This window comes from Lacrimispora amygdalina (assembly GCF_003432035.1).
Classification (GTDB): Bacteria; Bacillota; Clostridia; order Lachnospirales; family Lachnospiraceae; genus Lacrimispora; species Lacrimispora amygdalina.
Map to the genome: position 1 here is coordinate 1 of NZ_QOHO01000088.1, position 18,909 is coordinate 18,909.

The following is an 18,909-nucleotide window of genomic DNA, read 5'->3' on the forward strand; positions in this document are numbered from 1 at the left end:
CTATCTCAAGTTTCGCACCTTAAAAAAACCGTCAAAAGCTTATCAGTTCAAGGCTCATCAAGTGAATCAAGCTGCGATTTGTCTTTGTTTTGGTTGTGTTCCGACTAAAATATCTTTAAATTTGCTCGGTAAGGTGTCGATCAATTGATCTAGTAACTTCGTTACCTGCTGTTCAGATAGTACAAATTCGTCTTCAAGCAGTTCTTTCAATGCATCTAACAGTAGAGACAGTGATTCTGTGAAGCGAATATTTTCCAGTTCATCGCATTCCAAATAAAACAGCTCTCCAATCGTTCTTGGATCCTGTTCATTCCGCGAAGCCAAGGCGAAAAATATATAGCGCATAAATACAATGGACGTATGAGCTATCATGATGTCATATTTTCGGCCGTACACTTCTTTCCCAAGCTGTAAATACGATTTACAGTATTTAAAAAATGTTTCAATACCCCAACGTTTGCCGTATAAGCGAATAATTTCTTTGTTGTCCATTTCAGTGTCTGTGGAAAGTAAAGCTAACCAGTTTCGCTTACCGTTAACGTTTCGATTTTTAACAAAAATAATTTTGGCTTGAATGTCTTCCCCTTTATCATTCTGCCCTAGGTTGACAATGGCTTCTGCTTTAACAATGGCACGTCCACGTTTTTTTCTCAGATGGGCGTATAATCCTTTAAGCGTGTACTGTTTTCCTTCGTAGCCATATTTGGCTCTCATGGGTTTTATCATGCAGATAACATCTAAAGAGTAGTCAGTGACGACGCGCTTAATGACTGACGCATGACCAAACCAACTATCAAAGAGGATCGTCTTCGCTTTCAACTGGTTTAAAGGAAGAGAACTGAGTAGATCAAATAGTGTTTCCGTTGCTTTCTTTTGAGCTTCCTGGCGCCTTTTATACCCAACGGTCCGTTTATCTATGCGATCATCTACTTCAGTTAGACGTTTGGCTTTTTCTTTAGAACTGAGGAAGGTCTTAGCCAACGGAATAAACGTATGCCCATCACTCCATCCTAGAGTGAGCATACGAAAGCCTTTCATGTATTTTCCGCTCGCATGATCATAGTTTCTGGCTAATAGCTCTACCTTTTTGCTTCGATTACGACTATAGAGAGAGTCATCAAGAATAAGTACGCGCTCGTCGTCTTTTTTGACGTATGGTATCAATGTGGCAATTACTTTCGAAGAGAATAAAATCAGAAATTTCCGCCAATTGAACTGCTCATTTTTAAGAAAACGATTGACCGTATCTTTTTTGAATCCTGGCTGCTTCTCAGGATCATTTAACAGCTGATTCATGCTTTTTCCGCCATGGAAAGCGACCGCAAATAGAAAAGTGACAATAGCGGTTGCACTAACGCCGTCTTCTTTTCTAATGTTCGATTGATTTAACAAGGTGCCCACTTTAAATTGTGTCATAAACTGATGAATACTAGAATTAAACTCGTTTTTTTCCGTTTTATCTGGTAAAATATTAGCCATAAGACATCTCTCCTTAAAATGTTGGTGTGGTACTTACATTTTACCAAAAAGAGATGTCTTTTTCTGTACTTTTAAGCTGATATATAGTAACCCTCCTTGTTAAACCAAGGATAGAACGACGTTCTTAGGGTGCGAAACTTGAGTAACTATGCTAACAACTACTTATTATAACGACTTTTTTGAGTTTGGGCAACAGAAAATTAACTTTAGTTTCTTCGAATTGAGTTTACCCGACGACGATCCAGTCTATACCCTGAAAAAAGTGATGGAGGATTTAGATTTTTCTGGCCTGCTGGCCAATTGTTCAGATAAGGGAAGAACCGGGTATAACCCAATTATGATGTATGCTGTAGTTACTTATGCAAACATGCGCGGGGTACGTTCTGTTGACCGTAATGTAGAATTATGTGAAAGAGATCTCGCTTTTATCTGGCTGACCCGTGGGCAGAAACCAAAACGGGATGCTTTTTATGAGTTTAAAGGGAAAAAGCTGACCTCTGAAATACTGGATGACCTTAATTACCAGTTTTTGCGCCGACTTCAAAAAGAAGGCCTTGTTACACTGAAAGAACTTTTTATTGATGGGACTAAGATTGAAGCCAACGCAAACCGTTATACATTTGTCTGGCGTGGTACGATCAATTACCATCTGGCTGGCCTGCTGGATTCTATCGAGCTGAACTTTACCAGGTATAATACATTTTTGCAGGAGAAGGGTTATGGACAAAAGTATGATATCGGGAATGCACAGATGTTTGTGATCGAGGGAATGGATAAAGTCCGCAGTGTAATAGAAAAGAACCGGAAAAGGAAGCTGTCAAAGCATAAGAAGCTTGCAAATAATACAGTCATTGAGATTGATAACTGCTCTCCTCTTGAAATCCTGAAGCTGCAGAAGAACCTTAATACGATTGCCACTGGAGAAGGGACAGAGTTCGTTTATGGAAAAGGAAAAAGAAAACCTGAGATCCAGCAGCTGTATGAGGAACTGGAACATCTCGGTCAGCGTCTGATGGGATATAAAGAATGCTTTGAGATCATGGGAAAAGACCGAAACAGCTATTCTAAAACAGACCTGGAAGCTACTTTCATGCGGATGAAAGAGGACGAATGCATTAAAGAACTTTTCAGCAGTTAGTTATAAGGTTGGAAGCCATACTTTTAGATTAACCCAAACTGATATGCGGCATATTTTAGTAAGACACCATCCTTCATATTGGAACGGAACCATTAAATGTTCCCAAACTTTTTTCCATCATAATACTACAATTAACCAAATTAGAAATATTGCTATTGAATTAGCAAAACAAAATAGAACAATTATTGCTAGTAAAGGAACAACAAGTACATTTCAGGTGCATGGTATAGTAAATGGAGTTAGATATACAATGGGTATTACAAATGGGCATATACGTCAAATATATCCAAGATAGGAGTTGGCATAATGAAAGATAAATTTAAAATAGAAACGTTTATTTTAAGGGAACCAATACTAGATTTTATGGATTTTGAAGAGAATCCTAATAAATATCTTGTCTCAATAAATTATCAAAAAGAAGAAGCAGAAAAAATATTAAGAAAACTTGCAAGCAAAGTAGAAACAGATGATTTGTTATACGTTGAGGGGGTAGTGTTCATGGAGTATCAAGGGCAAACAATTATCCCTTATATTTATTGGGACGAAATAAGTGCTTTGTGGCCATATATAGTGAACTTAATTGAAGATTTCATTACAACTGGAGAAGGATTGTATTATTTTCCTGATCAACCAATTGAAATGAAATTGTCGCAAAAAGACAATGGAATTGTTTTCTCGGTTGATAATAAAAAAATATTTATGGATAAGCACTATTTTTTAACTAAAGTAATAACAGCCGCCGAGTATTATTTTGAATTTATTAATAGTACTCTTGAAAACCAAGAATCAGTTGAAAGCCAAAGAGTAAAAAAACTGCTAGAGAAAATATCATAAAAGTAGCATTTAGGGCTTCTTTAGGTAGCGAGGAACTTGATTATTATTAAAATAGGGAATATCGTTTTGTGATTTACTAGAAGTGATAATATTAAATATAAGAATAAAAAGCCTCTACCTATAGTGCAAAAAAGTTTTAAATTATATTATAGGTAGAGGCTTTTAGAACATCAAGCTTTTTGGGTATCGAGATTCCCATTTATTAAAAGCGCAACAGGAAATGAATTATCGGAGGCCGTCAAGCTATGCATGAAGGTGGATTTATCAATGTCTGTTTAGTATACGAAAAAAGGATATTAATTGAAAATGAGTTATTAGCTTTAATTTCGTTGTTTAAAGAAAACATATCTTCTTTTCAATTGAAATATAGTAGAGATCCCTCTGAGTTAGGGTAGTTGTCACCCACCTCTCATACTGGTATGATAGGTACCAGAGAAGGACAGGTGACAGATATGAGTTTTAATAAATATCCAAAAGAAATGAAGAATGCAGTTGTAGCGAGAATGCTATCTGGAGAAGAAACCATAACAGATATTCATCGCGAAACCAGAATAAATATCAATACGTTATATCGGTGGAGAGATGCCGCACAGCAAACAGGATTATCTGCGACAACAAAATATAAAAGTGCTGATAAGTGGAGTAGCCAGGATAAGTTTATGGTGGTTCTTGAAACAGCGAATCTGAATGAAATAGAATTCTCCGAATATTGCAGAAATAAAGGAATTTATCCAGAACAGGTGAAAGAATGGAAAGAAGCCTGTATGAATGCAAACGATGGAGAAAAAGAACAAAATGCAAAAGTCAGTAAAGAATTAAAGGAAGAACGTCGGCAGAAAGAAAAACTAGCGAAAGAATTAAATCGTAAAGAAAAAGCCCTGGCAGAGGCTGCAGCACTCTTAGTGCTAAGAAAAAAAGCCGATGCGATTTGGGGGATGGACGACGAGGACGACTGATTAGCGCCTCAGATCGCAAGCAAGCAGTAGAGCTAATTAGTGAGGCAATCAATGCAGGAGCTTGTTTATATAAAGCAAGTGCTGAACTTGGAATCAGTAAAAGAACCTATAACCGTTGGAAAAATAATGCCAATGATTATATAGATGAGCGAGTAACATGCGCTCGTCCTGAGCCAGTAAACAAACTGACGAAGGAAGAAAGAAATCTGATATTGGACACGATGAATTCAGAAGAATTTGCATCAAAGACACCTTGTGAAATTGTACCGATTTTAGCAGATAGAGGAATTTATCTTGGAAGTGAAAGTACATTTTATAAAGTTTTGGATGAGGCAGAAATGTTAGCACATAGAGGGCGTGCACATAAGCCTCAAAAGCGACCAATATCAACCCATAAGGCAATGTCACCAGATGAAGTCTTGGATTAAAGAACTAAAGTTCTTGGGATATCACATATTTAAACGGACCCATTAAAGGAAAATATTATTATCTCTATCTGTTTTCTGATTTATTCAGTCGAAAAATAGTGGGTTGGGAAGTGTGGGATAGCGAAACAGCAGAACATGCAAGTGAGCTTATAAAACGAATTTACAGAGATGAAAAGATGTATCTGAAATCAAAACCATTGGTTTTGCATTCGGATAATGGAAGTCCAATGAAGGGGGCGACTATGTTGGAGACCCTGTATGCATTGGGAATTATTCCATCAAGAAGCAGACCAAGAGTAAGTAATGATAATCCATATGCAGAGAGTTTATTTAAAACCTTAAAATATGTACCGAATTATCAGCCAGAAGGATTTGCAACCTTAACAGAAGCAAGACTTTGGGTAAAGCATTTTGTGGACTGGTACAATAATGAGCATCGTCACAGTGGAATAAATTATGTTACACCATCAGAACGACATGAAGGAAAAGATATTGAAATACTAGAAAAAAGAAAAGAAGTTTATGAAAAAGCCAGACAAATGCATCCGGAAGGATGGTCAAGAGAGACTAAAAACTGGGATTATAACAACACAGAATGGCTGAATCCAAGCCAGAAAACAGAAGAAATAAAGGGGGCTGTAAAAAAACTCCCCTAAAAGAAAAATCGCTGAGGTCGTGAGACTTCAGCGATTTTTTGGTATAATTAATTATGCGACTAAATAAAAACACCAATGATAATTATACCGTACGACAGCTGAAATTACCATTGGAAATTGAAAAACTAATTGATATATCTGATCCAGTATACACTTTCTGTGAGGTAATAGACCACATAGACCTATCAAAATATTTTGTAGAGAAAGGCTACAGAGCAGGTCGTCCAAGATGTGATGAACAGAAACTCCTCAAAGTGATACTCTTTGCTTTTATGGAACACGGAATCTGCTCTCTTCGGGAAATCGAAAAACTTTGCAGAAATGATATCCGATATATGTATCTTCTTGATGGCATGAAAGCGCCTTCATTTGCTACATTTGGCAACGTCATCCGAAATGAACTTATTGATTCCATTGAACAGATTTTTTTGGATGTGAATACCTATATTTTTGAAAAGGATCATGTCGACCTGGAACACACCTACATTGATGGGACAAAAATAGAGGCAAATGCAAACCGCTATACTTGGGTATGGAAAAAGTCCTGTACAAAAAACCGTGGAAAGGTTTTTGAAAAGATATCCGTGCTAATTGATGCAATGAACCAGGAAGCATTAGGATATTTTGGTGTAAAACTTGATAAGAGAGACGAGTATGCTGTTGAATATGTATCTGAACTCTTGGAAATGTACAAGAATGCAACAAATCTGGAGGAATCCACGTTTGTATCTGGTTGTGGTCATAGAAAAAGCCTTCAGCAAAAACAATATCAGGAATTAGAGGAATATCTAGAACGATTAAAGACATATGCACATCATATAGAAGTCTGTGGCGTTGAAAGAAACAGTTATTCCAAAACCGATCACGATGCCACTTTTATGCGCATAAAACGGGATTATATGGGCAATGATCAGCTTCTCCCAGCGTACAATCTACAGACCGCTATCTGTGATGAATATATAGCAGTAGTTGATGTAAAACCATATGCATCAGATATGGAATGCTTTGTTCCTTTGATGGAAAAATTCAATGAAATCTATGGTCATTATCCAAAGTATCCAGTTGCAGATGCAGGCTATGGTTCCTATAATAACTATCTTTACTGTGAAGAGCATGGGATGGAAAAGTATATGAAATTCACCATGTTCAAAAAGGAAACATCCGATAAGAAGTATCATGAAAATCCATATCGTGCAGTCAACTTTAAAAGAGACGAGAATGGAAATTTGAAATGCCCAAATGGAAAGACTTTTCACTTCAAAAGCAAACAACATGTCTATAAAAACAAATATGGCAGAACCGAAGAAATCTATGAATGCGAATCGTGTGAAAGCTGCCAATTTAAAAACGATTGTTGTCCTAAGGCAAGCAAAAACAGAACCATCCGAATGAATCTGGAATTAACATCAATACATCAAGAGGTAATTGCAAACCTTGAATCAATACATGGCGCACTGTTGAGAATGAATCGTAGTATACAGGCAGAAGGAACATTTGGCATTTTAAAATGGGATAAGTCCTACAAAAGATTATTTCGAAGAGGTGAGAAAAATGTAATTCTTGAACTCACACTGATTTCTTGTGGATTTAATCTTTATAAATATCATAATAAAAAGCAGAGAAACGAGTTGGCTGCTTAAAATCCAAGAACTATACTCATAGCTTTATTAAGTGCACGTTTTTTTATGGAAAAATCAATCATTATCATAAAAAGTAGATAAAAAAACGAAGAATCGCCAGGACCGGCATTTGCCGGAACTGGCGATTCTTGATTAAGGACTTATTTTACAGCCCCTTAGAAATGGAAAATGAAAACGAGGCTGGGTGACAACTAGCCAAAAAAATTCCGTTGCAGATGAATGTAAGGATATGAGGATTGTTTATTCTCCTTTAAATGGAACGGGCAACCTTCCTGTGAGAAGGATACTAAAAGAACTTGGATTTTCAAACGTTTATGTAGTTCAGGAACAGGAGATGCCGGATTCCAATTTTACTACAGTTGGTTATCCGAACCCGGAAGATCCAAAGGTTTATGCACTTGCCAAGAAGTTATCGGATAAAGTTGGAGCAGATATTATTCTTGCGACAGATCCGGATGCAGACAGGCTTGGAGTACAGGTACGTAATGATAAAGGTGAATTTGAATTACTGACTGGTAATATGTCTGGCGCCCTGATTGCAGAATATGTATTTTCACAGAGAGCAGCAAAGGGAACGCTGCCTGCAAATGCTGCATTAATCAAAACAATTGTAACAGGTAACATCACGGATCAGATGGCAAAATATTATGGTGCTACCTTGATTGAAGTATTAACCGGTTTTAAATATATTGGTGAGCAGATTAAGTATTTTGAAGAGACAGGTTCAAATGAATATGTATTTGGGTTTGAAGAAAGTTATGGATGCCTTGTTGGTACCCATGCAAGAGATAAGGATGCCATTGTTGCAGTAATGATGCTGTGCGAGGCAGCGGCATATTATAAAACTCAAGGAATCACTCTTTATGGACAAATGATTCGTATCTTTGAAAAATACGGCTATTTTAAAGAAGATTTAGTATCCGTTACTTTAAAAGGAATTGAAGGAATGGGTAAAATTAAAGAAATTATGGAAAGCTTCAGAAATAATCCTCCAAAAACTGCAGGGGGATATCAGGTATTAAAGGTAAGAGATTATCAGGAAAATACCATTACTGATGTGGATACCGGAAAAGTTATACCAACCGGATTGCCAAAATCAGATGTGCTTTACTTTGAATTAAACGATGATGCATGGTGTGCAATTCGACCATCCGGAACAGAACCTAAGATTAAATTCTACTTTGGTGTGAAAGGTAATTCATTAACTGATGCTGATGAAAAACTAAAGAATTTGGTACAAGATTCTGTTTGGAAGGTTCAATAAGCAAATTGTTTATACATTTATAGCTTAATTCTAGAAAATTAAATAAATTATTATTTGCGAATTTTGTAAAATGATATGATATTATCAAAGTCGGTAATTGCAATTATTAGATTAGAAAATAACAATGAAACTGAATCAAAAAAATTGAATAAAATGTAGCGCTGAGTTCATAATCATGAAACGGGAGACCCACATTTTGGGGTGAATCCGATGTAAGTTGGTAGGGCTAATCTCTTTGGCCCGAATCCGTCAGCTAATCTCGTAAGCGTAAAGGAGAGTTAGGTATATTATATTTTAATACACCTTTATTAACGCATGTAAACTCAAGTGCTACAGTTATTATCTGTAGCACTTTTTTAGTTTAGAGTTTGTATTGCAAACTCTTTCTTATTTTATTTATCATTTAGAAGGAGGTATTGGCATGATTAGAGTGTGTCTTTCAGGTATCGGGAAAACAGGTAAAACGATTTATTAATTATCCTTCAGAGTATTGTGAAGGTAAAGGAGTGGAAAACTCTTGAAAAATAATGTGTATATTTTACCATTTAAATTGTTGACAAATATAAGAGACATTGCTACAATAATATAAAGCTTTATTAACAAAGAAGTTAGTTTGAAGATTATTCCAAACTGACTTCTTTTTCAATATATTACTTTATAGCGATACAGTAGTAAAGAAAAAGCCAAATAAAAGAGGAGAAAAACAATGAAAAAAACCATTAAGAAACTTGTTTCATTAGGTTTGGTAGTTTCCCTGGTAGGAGCTTTGTCCGCGTGTGGAAGCTCTTCCAACACATCAAAAACTGTAGAAACTACTGCGGCAGCAACTGGGGAGTCAACTGCAGCAGCTGATTCATCAACGGCAGAGAGTACAGGATCAAAAGTACTTCGTGTAGCAGCAGTTGATCCACAGGTAGCTTTTGATATGCAGCTGTATACGTACAGTCTTATCATGAAGGTTACAGACAATGTTGTAGAATCATTAGTTACAACAGTTGAAGGGGGTAAGGTGGTTCCAACATTACTTACAAAGGAGCCTGAGTTATCAGAAGATATGCTTACATATTCCTTCGAATTGATTGATGGAGTTAAATTTCACAACGGTGAAACATTAAAGAGTTCAGATGTTAAATATTCACTTGAGAGACTTGTTAAGAAACAGAGTATGGGAAGTATTTTGGAACATGTAGAAGGATACCAAGCGTTAGTTGATGGTCAAGCAGATGAAATGACAGGTATCCAGGTAGTGGATGATACGCATTTCACAATAAAACTGTCCGAAGTTTATACCCCATTTGTTTCTGTTTTATCAACCCCTTACTGTGCAATTTATCCAGCAGACGCATGTGAAGCAGCTGGAGATAACTGGGGTAAGACAGAACTGATCGGTACAGGTCCTTTTAAGTTTGATAGTTATACAGCAGCCGTAGGTGTTGAGATTTCAAGATTTGATGATTATCATGGTGAGGTAGCAAAACTTGATGGTGTAAGTTATAAGTTTATTGAAGATACGAATACACAGGTTTTAGAGTATCAAAAAGGCAATGTTGATTATGTAGACGTAGAGACTAATATGTATCCTGTATATCAGGCAGATCCAACTCTAAGCAAACAGATGCATATGTTCCAGCCAATTGGTGGGTACTATATGACCTTTAACGTAAAGGTAATTACGGATCCAAAAGTAAGACAGGCTATCTCAATGTCTATTGATAGAGCAGCAATTTGTGATAGCATTTTTCATGGAACAGCAAAACCAGCAACTTCTTTTATACCAACCGGTATTATAGGACATGACGACTCTTTGGAAGCATTCCAATATGATCCAGAAGGAGCAAAGGCATTACTTGCTGAAGCAGGATATGCTGATGGATATGATCTTCGTCTAACAGTTAATACAAAATATGCAACTTCTATTCCTATTGCAACAGCATTCCAGGAGCAGGCTAAGGCAGCAGGTATTAATGTAACAATTGAACAGGTTGACTCAGCTGCATGGTCTGATATGAAGAAATCAGGTGGTGTTGATGCTGGTGTTGGTAACTGGTATGTAGACTATAACGATCCAGACAGTATGTTATATCCTGTAAGTGATGCCCGTACAGAATTAACTTCAAGTTTCTGGCATAATGATGAATTTAAGAAGCTGATGGAAGATGGTGTGAAGACAGCAGATGAAGCTGAAAGACAGGAAATTTATATAAAAGCTGAACACATTTTAACAAGAGGAGACTATGCAATTGCTCCTATTTTCAATGAGTCAAAATGCTATCTGTTAAATCCAAAGGTTACTGGACTTGTTATGGATTCAACTTACCGTAACTTCTATGCTACAGTAGATATTCAAGAATAATTTGAATTAAGTATGTGGTCTTAAGGGAGCGGCATGCCACTCCCTTTTTATCAGGAAAAGGGGAACTTTATGTTTCGATACGTATCAAAGCGACTGCTCCAGACGTTGCTTGTATTAATTGGTATAAGCCTTATTACATTTATTCTTCTTCAAGTTGTACCAGGAGATCCGGTAGAACTAATGTTGGAGAAGAGGGCAGATGTAGAAACTATTGCAAGAGTTCGTCATGAACTCGGACTGGATGTACCACTTCCACAGCAGTATTTTAATTTTATTAAAGGTGCTTTTCATCTTGATTTTGGAAAATCTTATTTCACAAAAGAAAGTGTAACTATAGCTTTAATCCGCTCCTTTAAGGTAACTGCGAAACTAGCGTCAATGTCTTTTGTTTTTGCAGTTATTATTGGGGTAACATGTGGTATGACAGCTGCAATTAATCGTGGTAAAAAGTTTGATTCTGCACTAATGACTGCTTCTATTATAGGTGTATCCGCACCATCATTCTGGATAGCTATTATTCTTCAGATTATTTTTGGTTTGAAATTAGACTTACTTCCTATATCTGGATTTGATACACCTGCAAGTTTTATACTACCCAGTATAGCACTTGGGACGCGATATGCAGGAAGTATTGCACGTATTACTCGAACCAGTATGCTAGACGTGATTAAGCAGGATTACATACGAACAGCAAGAGCAAAGGGTGTAAAAGATAATCTGGTTATTATGAAACATGCTTTAAAAAATGCAATGATTCCTATTATAACACTTGTTGGTACGGAACTTGGAAATATGCTTACGGGCTCTATGCTTATTGAACGTGTTTTCTCTATACCGGGAATTGGTAAATTAGCCGTTGACTCCATGTCCAACCGAGATTTGCCATTACTTGAGGGAACTGTTATGTATATTGCATTTGTATTTGTTATTGTAAATCTTATAGTTGATATATCATACGCATTCATCGATCCGAGAATTCGTTATGGGAAAGGAGCTAATTAATGAAATTTTTAAGCTTATTCACAAAACAAAAAAAATTCGAAGAAGAGTTCATGAATGGTGGAATGGAGTATACCAGTTATTACAAAGATAGTTTTAAGAGATTAAAGAAAAATAAAGTTGCCCTATTTTGTCTGGGTTTTATATTTTTTCTGATTCTTCTGGCTGTTTTTGCACCATTAGTAAGTCCATATGATCCTACATACCAGGACTATGCATCGGTCCTTGCTCCACCCTCATCTAAACACCTTCTTGGCGCAGATGAATATGGAAGGGATATCCTTTCTCGCTTGATTTATGGTACCAGAGTTTCTCTGAGTATTGGAATCCTTGCTCAGGTGATCGCTTCTTTAATAGGAATTACACTTGGTGCTATTGCCGGTTATTTCGGAGGTGTAGTTGATACAACTATTTCACGATTCATGGAAATTTTTGCAGCATTTCCGGATTTACTTTTTGCAATGGCAATCATGACTTTTATGGGACAGGGAATACAGAATCTATTTATTGCACTTGGACTTCTGACCTGGGTTAGAACGGCACGAATGATCCGTGGTTCAATAATGCAGCTGAAAGAAAAGGAATACGTTGAGGCAAGTAAGGCTAGTGGTGGGACATCCTTTAGAATCATTACAAAGCATCTGATACCGAACTGTCTTTCAACAGTTATAGTACTTATAACATTGGGTATTCCGAATGCTATCATGTATGAAGCTTCCTTAAGTTTCCTCGGTCTTGGCATTCAGCCACCTACACCGAGCTGGGGAAATATGATTAGTTCCGCTCAATCATTTATCAGCTTTCTCCCGACATACAGTATTGTGCCAGGTATTGCAATTATGTTAACGGTAGTCGCATTTAATATCTTTGGCGATGGACTCCGCGATGCACTGGATCCAAAACTGAGAACGTGATAGGAGGAAGGTATGGAAAATAAATTAATTGAAGTAAAAAATTTAAAAACGTATTTTTATTTGGATTCCGTTGTAGTAAAGGCAGTGGATAACGTATCATTTTCTATTGAATCAGGGAAAACCCTTGGCATAGTAGGTGAATCTGGTTGTGGAAAGAGTATTACTTCTTTATCTATTATGCAATTGCTGGAGACTCCTCCTGGAAAGATAGTAGGTGGTGAAATTCTTTATCATGGTGAAAATCTTTTGGAAAAAACACCAAATGAGATGAGAAAAATCAGGGGTAAAAAAATAGCAATGATTTTTCAGGAGCCGATGACTTCCTTGAATCCTGTATTTACAGTAGGCCAACAGATTATAGAAGCACTAATGATTCATGAGACAGAATTAACCAAGCATCAGGCTCGTGAAAAGGCAATTGAGATGCTTCGTATGGTTAAAATACCACTACCGGAAAAAAGAATTAATGAATATCCACATCAGTTATCTGGAGGAATGCGCCAACGTATTATGATTGCCATGGCTCTCTGTTGTAATCCTGAACTTCTGATTTGTGATGAGCCCACGACAGCCCTTGATGTTACAATACAAGCACAGATTCTTGATCTTATTAATGAATTAAAGAGGAAGACAGGTACCTCTATTATGATGATTACTCATGATCTTGGGGTAATTTCTGAAATAGCGGATGATGTCATGGTTATGTACGCAGGAAAAGTAGTAGAACAGGGTTCTACTGATGATATTTATGATAATCCTATGCATCCATATACTACTGGTCTTATAAAATGTATTCCAAAACTGGATGATGAAGTTGAGGAACTTCATGTGATTAAAGGTATGGTACCAAGTTATGACTCTATGCCGAAAGGTTGCTCATTTTGCCCTAGATGTGAAGATGCAAGAAAAATTTGTGAAGATGAAATGCCTGAGCTGATTGAAAAGGATGGGAGAAAGATTCGATGTTTTAAATACACGGAAAGTTGGAAGGGGGAATGAAAATGGAAAATCAGGTAGCGAAACAACCGATATTGGAAGTAAAGCATCTTAAAAAATGGTTTTCTGCAAAGACTTCACCTTTTTCAACTAAGAAGATGTTTATTAAGGCAGTAGATGATGTTAGTTTTAACTTGTATCCTGGTGAAACACTTGGTGTAGTTGGTGAGTCGGGATGTGGAAAATCAACCATGGGTCGTGCAGTTCTTCGTCTTATTGAGCCTACAGAAGGTGAAATTATTTTTAAAGACAGTGACTTTATGAATCTAAAGAGTTCAGAACTGCGAAAGAGAAGAGGTAAGATGCAAATAATTTTCCAAGACCCTTATGCTTCTCTGAACCCACGTATGACGATTGGTGAAATCATAGCAGAACCACTGGATATCCAGAGGAATCTAAATAAAGAGGAAATTAGGAAACGAGTTCTGGAAACCATGGAGGTTGTTGGATTAAATACAAAATATTACAATCGGTATCCTCATGAATTTTCTGGCGGTCAGCGCCAGAGAATCGGAATTGCAAGAGCTATAGTTATAAGGCCTGAACTGATGGTGTGTGATGAACCAGTTTCTGCTCTGGATGTTTCAATTCAGGCACAAGTAATTAATTTGCTTAAAAAACTTCAGAAACAGATGGGTATGGCATATATATTTATTTCTCATGATTTGAGTGTTATAAAACATATTTCAGACAGGGTAGCAGTAATGTATCTCGGGCATATCGTTGAAATTGCTGATAAAGAAGATTTGTACAAAGATACGCTTCATCCATATACAAAAGCTTTAATTTCAGCAATACCGGTACCGGACAGACGAACAAAGAAAAAGAAAATCATACTGGATGGGGATTTACCTAGTCCTGCTAATCCACCATCTGGATGTGTATTTCATACCAGATGCTATATGGCACAGGATATATGTAGAAAAGAGTCTCCCGTCTTTAAAGATTTTGGTAAAGGCCATTTCTGTGCATGCCATTTTGCAGGAGATTTCAATAAAATATAAGATGTATTTGGAGGATAAAGATGAAAATTACAAATATAGATATAAAAACAGTTGAAGTTCCATTGATAGAACCGTTTCATATTTCGCTTGGAACTATCACGCATGCAATCAGTGCTATCGTAAAAGTTGAAACTGATGAAGGGCTTTTCGGTTATGGAGAAGGTGCCCCCGGAGTTCTGATTACAGGAGAAAATCTTGAAGGAACAGTTGAGAGTATAAAACGTTTTGAAAAAGCATTGATTGGTACAGATCCAACAGATTTGGAAAAAATATACTGGATTTTAAACAGGGCATCAGCATATGCACCAAGTGCAAAAACGGCTATTGATATTGCCTGCTATGATATCTTAGGGAAAAAGGCAGGACTTCCTGTATACAAACTGCTTGGAGGATATTCTAATACTATCGAAACGGATATTACGGTAGGTATTACTAAGCCCGAGTTAATGGCAAAGAAGGCAGCTGCTCATGTTGCAAATGGTTTTGATACAATAAAGACAAAAGTTGGTACAGGATTAAAAGAAGATGTTGCAAGAGTTAAAGCGATTCGTGAAGCAGTTGGCCCAGAAGTTAAAATCCGTGTGGATGCCAATCAGGCATGGTCAGCGAAAGAGGCACTACAGATCATAGACCGTCTAAATGAATATGATATCGAATTGGTTGAACAGCCTGTAAAAGCAGCAGATATTGAGGGTCTTGAATATGTTACGAAAAACAGCAAGGTCCTTATTATGTCAGATGAGAGTTGTTTCAACGCAAAAGATGCGCTTAAACTTGTGGAAAGAAGAGCTGTTGACGTTCTGAATATCAAACTGATGAAGTGTGGTGGTATTAGGGAAGCATTAAAGATTAACGCTATTTGTGAAACAGCTGGAATCGAATGTATGCTTGGATGTATGGCAGAAGAAACAAATATTGGAGTTACTGCAGCAGCCAGTCTAGGTGCAGCAACTAAGAATATTACCAGAGCTGATTTGGATGCTACATTCTCACTTACTGAGCTTCCATTTAAGGGTGGCATTGGAACAGAATGTAAGAAGACGCTTGTTCTTCCGGAAGAACCTGGATTTGGTTTTATTGGACTAAATCAATAATGGAAAGGGTGCGGCACCCTTAAAATGTAAGGATGGGAATGATATGGAAAATAATATTTCATGGACTAAAATTCCGCTACCTGATGATGTTCTTCGTTTAAAAATTGGCGGATATTTCGATGATGCAGTAAGAATGATAGACCATATGATTGGTGGATTTCTGCCGGAATGTATGAGGAAACGGCTGGAATTAGAAAAAGAAATCATACGGATGCTTGGAGAAGAGGAGTATCCGTTCACACAAGAAGAAGCATTGAACATGATGAAAGAAGCCTTTATAGATTTTCAAGAGGATGAACTTGATAAGCTGATTGAAGTATCTGGAGTTAATTGGATTTATATAAAGGGGAAAAGGCATTTTCATAAGCTGTTTTATGATAATATAGTTAAAACTAGAACTGATTACAGAGAGCGTTTGAAAACCAGTGAGGTAGAAGATTTTAATATAAAACGCCAGAAGTTACTGAATGATAATGTTACGTATATGAAAGAACATGGTGGGCGGACAGCCAAAATGACAATCAGGGCTTCCGTTAAGATAAAGAAAGAATATGAACATGTCGGTAAAAAGGTGCGTGTTTATATTCCGATACCACAGAAATGCAGGCAAATAAGTGATATCAGACTTCTGGAATCTTCTCCGGAGATTACGGTGATTGCACCAGAGGATGCACTACAAAGAACCGTGTACTTTGAAACAGAACTGAAACCGAAACAGGAGTTTTTTATAAAATATTCTTATATAAACCATGTTAATTATATAGAACCGGACCCTACAATAGCTGAAATAGATCATCCTGATTTTTATATGGGTGAGCAGGCTCCTCATATTGTATTCACTCCATTTATGAAGGAACTGATAGCAGAGATTAAGGGAGCTGAGACAAATCCGTTAATCGTTGCAAGAAAAATATATGATTTTATTACAACTAAGGTAATGTATTCTTTTGTATGCGAATATGCTGCATTAGATAATATATCTGAATATGCTGCTAAAAATATGAAAGGCGATTGTGGTGTTCAGGCAATCCTATTCATAACCTTATGCCGTCTGGCAGGAATTCCCGCAAGGTGGCAGTCAGGTCTTTATGCTACTGAGATGTATACCGGATGCCATGATTGGGCTGAATTTTATATCGAACCTTATGGGTGGCTGTATGTGGACACATCTTTTGGGGGAAGTGCATATAGGTCAGGTCAAATAGAACGCTGGAATTATTATTTCGCTAACCTTGATATTTACCGTATGGTTGCCAATAGTGAGATGCAGTCTGAATTCATGCCACCTAAGGTATACTTCCGTGCAGATCCCATAGACAATCAGCGTGGTGAAGTAGAATATGAAGATGGTGGTCTGCATTTTTCGCAATTTGATTCTTTCATGAAAACAGTGGAGATAGAAGAAATGTAAATATAGTTAACAGTTAATGGTGTGGAGCTAAAGGCTTTATATGGGAGCTGATAGTTTTAAGAAAGGAGAATGCCTGGTGGACAGGATTACAGAAGAAAATCGAAAGAAATTTGAGAAACTTGTAGAGATGGTAATGTCGGAGCAGCGGGCTGTTGGGATAGCTGTTGCTATTGTAGATAAGTCAGGAAAAGTTCAGTATGAGAAGTATTTTGGTTATCGAGATGAAGAAAAGAAATTACCTATAGATGAGCATACCATATTTGGACTGGCTTCGGTGACAAAATCATTTACAAGTCTAGCAATTATGAAAATGGCAGAAGATGGGATCATTAGTTTGGATGATCCTATTAGCAAATATGTTCCTTTTTTTACTAATAAGAATCAGAATGCACCGGTAAAAATCTGGCATTTACTTTGTCACAGTGGTGGATTTTACCCACTGCCACGGATTGTAGTTGATAAAGTGGCTGAGGAAATGGGGCTAACTGAAGCAAAAGTTGGTGATTTGGCTTATAATGAGGCTCTGGCTACAGAAGGCGCTAAGCGTGTTGCCGGACGGTTGGATGAGCAGACAGACCTGATTGGTCTACCGGGAGAGATCATGAGCTATTGTAATGACGGTTTTGGTATTTTGTCTGATATTATAAAAAATTATGGTGATCAGCCATCATTTGCAGAATACCTACTGAAACATATCATTAGGCCGTTGGATATGGAAAGAAGCTTTTGTGATTTTTTAAAACCATCTTTGGATAACAATGCAGCAACCCTTTATACAAATGAAGAAGGAATAAGAAGGGCTACCAGAGACTATCATGACGATGCATTTGTTCTGAATGGCGGTGGAGCTATGAAGTCTACAATGTCAGATATGCTCAAATATATCTGCATGTATTTGAATGAAGGAAGAGGATTGAATAGTAAACGGATAGCATCCGAATACTCTATTCGAGAGATGTGTAAACCGCGTCAATATTACAGACCGGGCGGATGGTATGGGTATGGACTTTGTCTAAAGTCGATTGATGAAATCAATGTAATAGAACATGGTGGTAGTCTGCCAGGAGTTTCTTCAAATATGTCATGGTCTTATGAAGCCGAAGCCGGTGTCATGGTTCTATGTAATACCATGGATGTCTCTTCTGGTGTAATTGCAGATGCAGCTATGCGTATGTACCAGGGAAAAGATCCGGTTGCGCCTAGTATGGAGTATCCGGAGTTTTCATGGAGTAAAGAATTTATTAATGCAGTAAGTGGTGATTATGTCATGGGTGAGGGAGAAAGGTTTACATTGTCCATGTCGGAAGAAGGAAAACTAGCTATGACATTTAATGGTAAGAAGAAAGAAATACGCCCTGTTAACCCTTATCTGGCAATTACTCCAGGAAAATTTTCGAATGGATTTGTCCAGATTTTGTATGATGAAAAAAGAGGAATTTGGGGAGCTAGATGTGGTAGCAGAATCTATCCTAAAGTTAGTTAAAGGGATATTAAATAGTTTAAGCACTCGTCTGTAAATAAACGAAGTATTACAAAATAGTACCATGATTTTGTAGTAAGAGATATAAATAACAAATTTCAATAATAAAAGGGCCTTATGGCCCTTTTATTATTGAAAATAAAAAAGGAGCCCACACATGAGCTCCTCCGGCCACGGGCATCTCAAGTTTCCGTAGCGCAACCACTAAATATAATATACCCAAGAACCAATGAAATGTCAATGGAAAGTATATTTTTGTGGTA

General features: G+C 37.1%; 11 protein-coding genes, 3 pseudogenes and 1 riboswitch. Of the genes and pseudogenes, 13 read left to right on the forward strand and 1 reads right to left on the reverse strand.

The genetic code is table 11. The features are described 5' to 3' along the window. Nucleotides 1-66: 66 nt before the first annotated feature. On the reverse strand, nucleotides 67-1,479 hold the full coding sequence (locus DS742_RS23880) for an IS4 family transposase (protein ID WP_205692797.1): 1,413 nt from the start codon (nucleotides 1,477-1,479) through the stop codon (nucleotides 67-69). 148 nt (nucleotides 1,480-1,627) lie between these two features. Here DS742_RS23880 and DS742_RS23885 point away from each other — a divergent pair. From DS742_RS23885 to DS742_RS23950, 13 genes and pseudogenes are all read left to right on the forward strand, one after another. After that, nucleotides 1,628-2,596 (forward strand): annotated as a pseudogene (locus tag DS742_RS23885) (transposase); the annotation flags it as partial. 327 nt (nucleotides 2,597-2,923) lie between these two features. Beyond that, a complete protein-coding gene (locus tag DS742_RS23895; RefSeq protein WP_117419458.1) occupies nucleotides 2,924-3,451 on the forward strand; it encodes a hypothetical protein in 528 nt (175 codons plus the stop codon). 452 nt (nucleotides 3,452-3,903) lie between these two features. After that, nucleotides 3,904-5,491: pseudogene (locus DS742_RS23900) on the forward strand (IS3 family transposase). Between the two features lie 53 nt (nucleotides 5,492-5,544). Then, complete coding sequence (locus tag DS742_RS23905; protein ID WP_117419459.1) at nucleotides 5,545-7,131, forward strand: transposase; 1,587 nt, start codon at nucleotides 5,545-5,547, stop codon at nucleotides 7,129-7,131. A 208-nt stretch (nucleotides 7,132-7,339) separates the two neighbouring features. Further along, nucleotides 7,340-8,395 (forward strand): annotated as a pseudogene (locus DS742_RS23910) (phospho-sugar mutase); the annotation flags it as partial. 149 nt (nucleotides 8,396-8,544) lie between these two features. Then, nucleotides 8,545-8,678: riboswitch (cyclic di-AMP (ydaO/yuaA leader) on the forward strand. A 423-nt stretch (nucleotides 8,679-9,101) separates the two neighbouring features. Beyond that, nucleotides 9,102-10,748 (forward strand): ABC transporter substrate-binding protein, encoded by a 1,647-nt coding sequence (locus DS742_RS23915; RefSeq protein WP_117419460.1) that lies wholly within the window; start codon nucleotides 9,102-9,104, stop codon nucleotides 10,746-10,748. Between the two features lie 69 nt (nucleotides 10,749-10,817). Next, nucleotides 10,818-11,750, forward strand: coding sequence for an ABC transporter permease (locus DS742_RS23920; RefSeq protein WP_117419461.1), 933 nt, complete (start codon nucleotides 10,818-10,820; stop codon nucleotides 11,748-11,750). Beyond that, the gene (locus DS742_RS23925) at nucleotides 11,750-12,661 is read left to right on the forward strand and encodes an ABC transporter permease (RefSeq protein ID WP_117419462.1); all 912 of its coding nucleotides are present in this window, start codon (nucleotides 11,750-11,752) and stop codon (nucleotides 12,659-12,661) included. Before DS742_RS23920 ends, DS742_RS23925 begins: the two co-directional genes overlap by 1 nt. 12 nt (nucleotides 12,662-12,673) lie before the next feature. Then, nucleotides 12,674-13,660: an ABC transporter ATP-binding protein gene (locus DS742_RS23930; RefSeq protein WP_117419463.1), complete on the forward strand. Its 987-nt coding sequence runs from the start codon at nucleotides 12,674-12,676 to the stop codon at nucleotides 13,658-13,660. Next, complete coding sequence (locus DS742_RS23935) at nucleotides 13,657-14,661, forward strand: ABC transporter ATP-binding protein (protein WP_117419464.1); 1,005 nt, start codon at nucleotides 13,657-13,659, stop codon at nucleotides 14,659-14,661. The genes DS742_RS23930 and DS742_RS23935 overlap by 4 nt, the downstream gene beginning before the upstream one ends. 20 nt (nucleotides 14,662-14,681) lie before the next feature. Further along, complete coding sequence (locus DS742_RS23940; RefSeq protein WP_117419465.1) at nucleotides 14,682-15,755, forward strand: mandelate racemase/muconate lactonizing enzyme family protein; 1,074 nt, start codon at nucleotides 14,682-14,684, stop codon at nucleotides 15,753-15,755. Nucleotides 15,756-15,798: 43 nt separating this feature from the next. Next, nucleotides 15,799-17,166, forward strand: coding sequence for a transglutaminase-like domain-containing protein (locus DS742_RS23945; RefSeq protein ID WP_117419466.1), 1,368 nt, complete (start codon nucleotides 15,799-15,801; stop codon nucleotides 17,164-17,166). 76 nt (nucleotides 17,167-17,242) lie between these two features. Next, nucleotides 17,243-18,649, forward strand: coding sequence for a serine hydrolase domain-containing protein (locus DS742_RS23950; RefSeq protein ID WP_170313566.1), 1,407 nt, complete (start codon nucleotides 17,243-17,245; stop codon nucleotides 18,647-18,649). The last annotated feature ends 260 nt before the right edge of the window (nucleotides 18,650-18,909 follow it).

Excerpts from the sequence above, each read along its gene's own strand:
- DS742_RS23880 (WP_205692797.1), bottom strand. The coding sequence starts at position 1,479 with ATGGCTAATATTTTACCAGATAAAACGGAAAAAAACGAGTTTAATTCT.
- DS742_RS23895 (WP_117419458.1), top strand. The coding sequence starts at position 2,924 with ATGAAAGATAAATTTAAAATAGAAACGTTTATTTTAAGGGAACCAATA.
- DS742_RS23905 (WP_117419459.1), top strand. The coding sequence starts at position 5,545 with ATGCGACTAAATAAAAACACCAATGATAATTATACCGTACGACAGCTG.
- DS742_RS23915 (WP_117419460.1), top strand. The coding sequence starts at position 9,102 with ATGAAAAAAACCATTAAGAAACTTGTTTCATTAGGTTTGGTAGTTTCC.
- DS742_RS23920 (WP_117419461.1), top strand. The coding sequence starts at position 10,818 with ATGTTTCGATACGTATCAAAGCGACTGCTCCAGACGTTGCTTGTATTA.
- DS742_RS23925 (WP_117419462.1), top strand. The coding sequence starts at position 11,750 with ATGAAATTTTTAAGCTTATTCACAAAACAAAAAAAATTCGAAGAAGAG.
- DS742_RS23930 (WP_117419463.1), top strand. The coding sequence starts at position 12,674 with ATGGAAAATAAATTAATTGAAGTAAAAAATTTAAAAACGTATTTTTAT.
- DS742_RS23935 (WP_117419464.1), top strand. The coding sequence starts at position 13,657 with ATGAAAATGGAAAATCAGGTAGCGAAACAACCGATATTGGAAGTAAAG.
- DS742_RS23940 (WP_117419465.1), top strand. The coding sequence starts at position 14,682 with ATGAAAATTACAAATATAGATATAAAAACAGTTGAAGTTCCATTGATA.
- DS742_RS23945 (WP_117419466.1), top strand. The coding sequence starts at position 15,799 with ATGGAAAATAATATTTCATGGACTAAAATTCCGCTACCTGATGATGTT.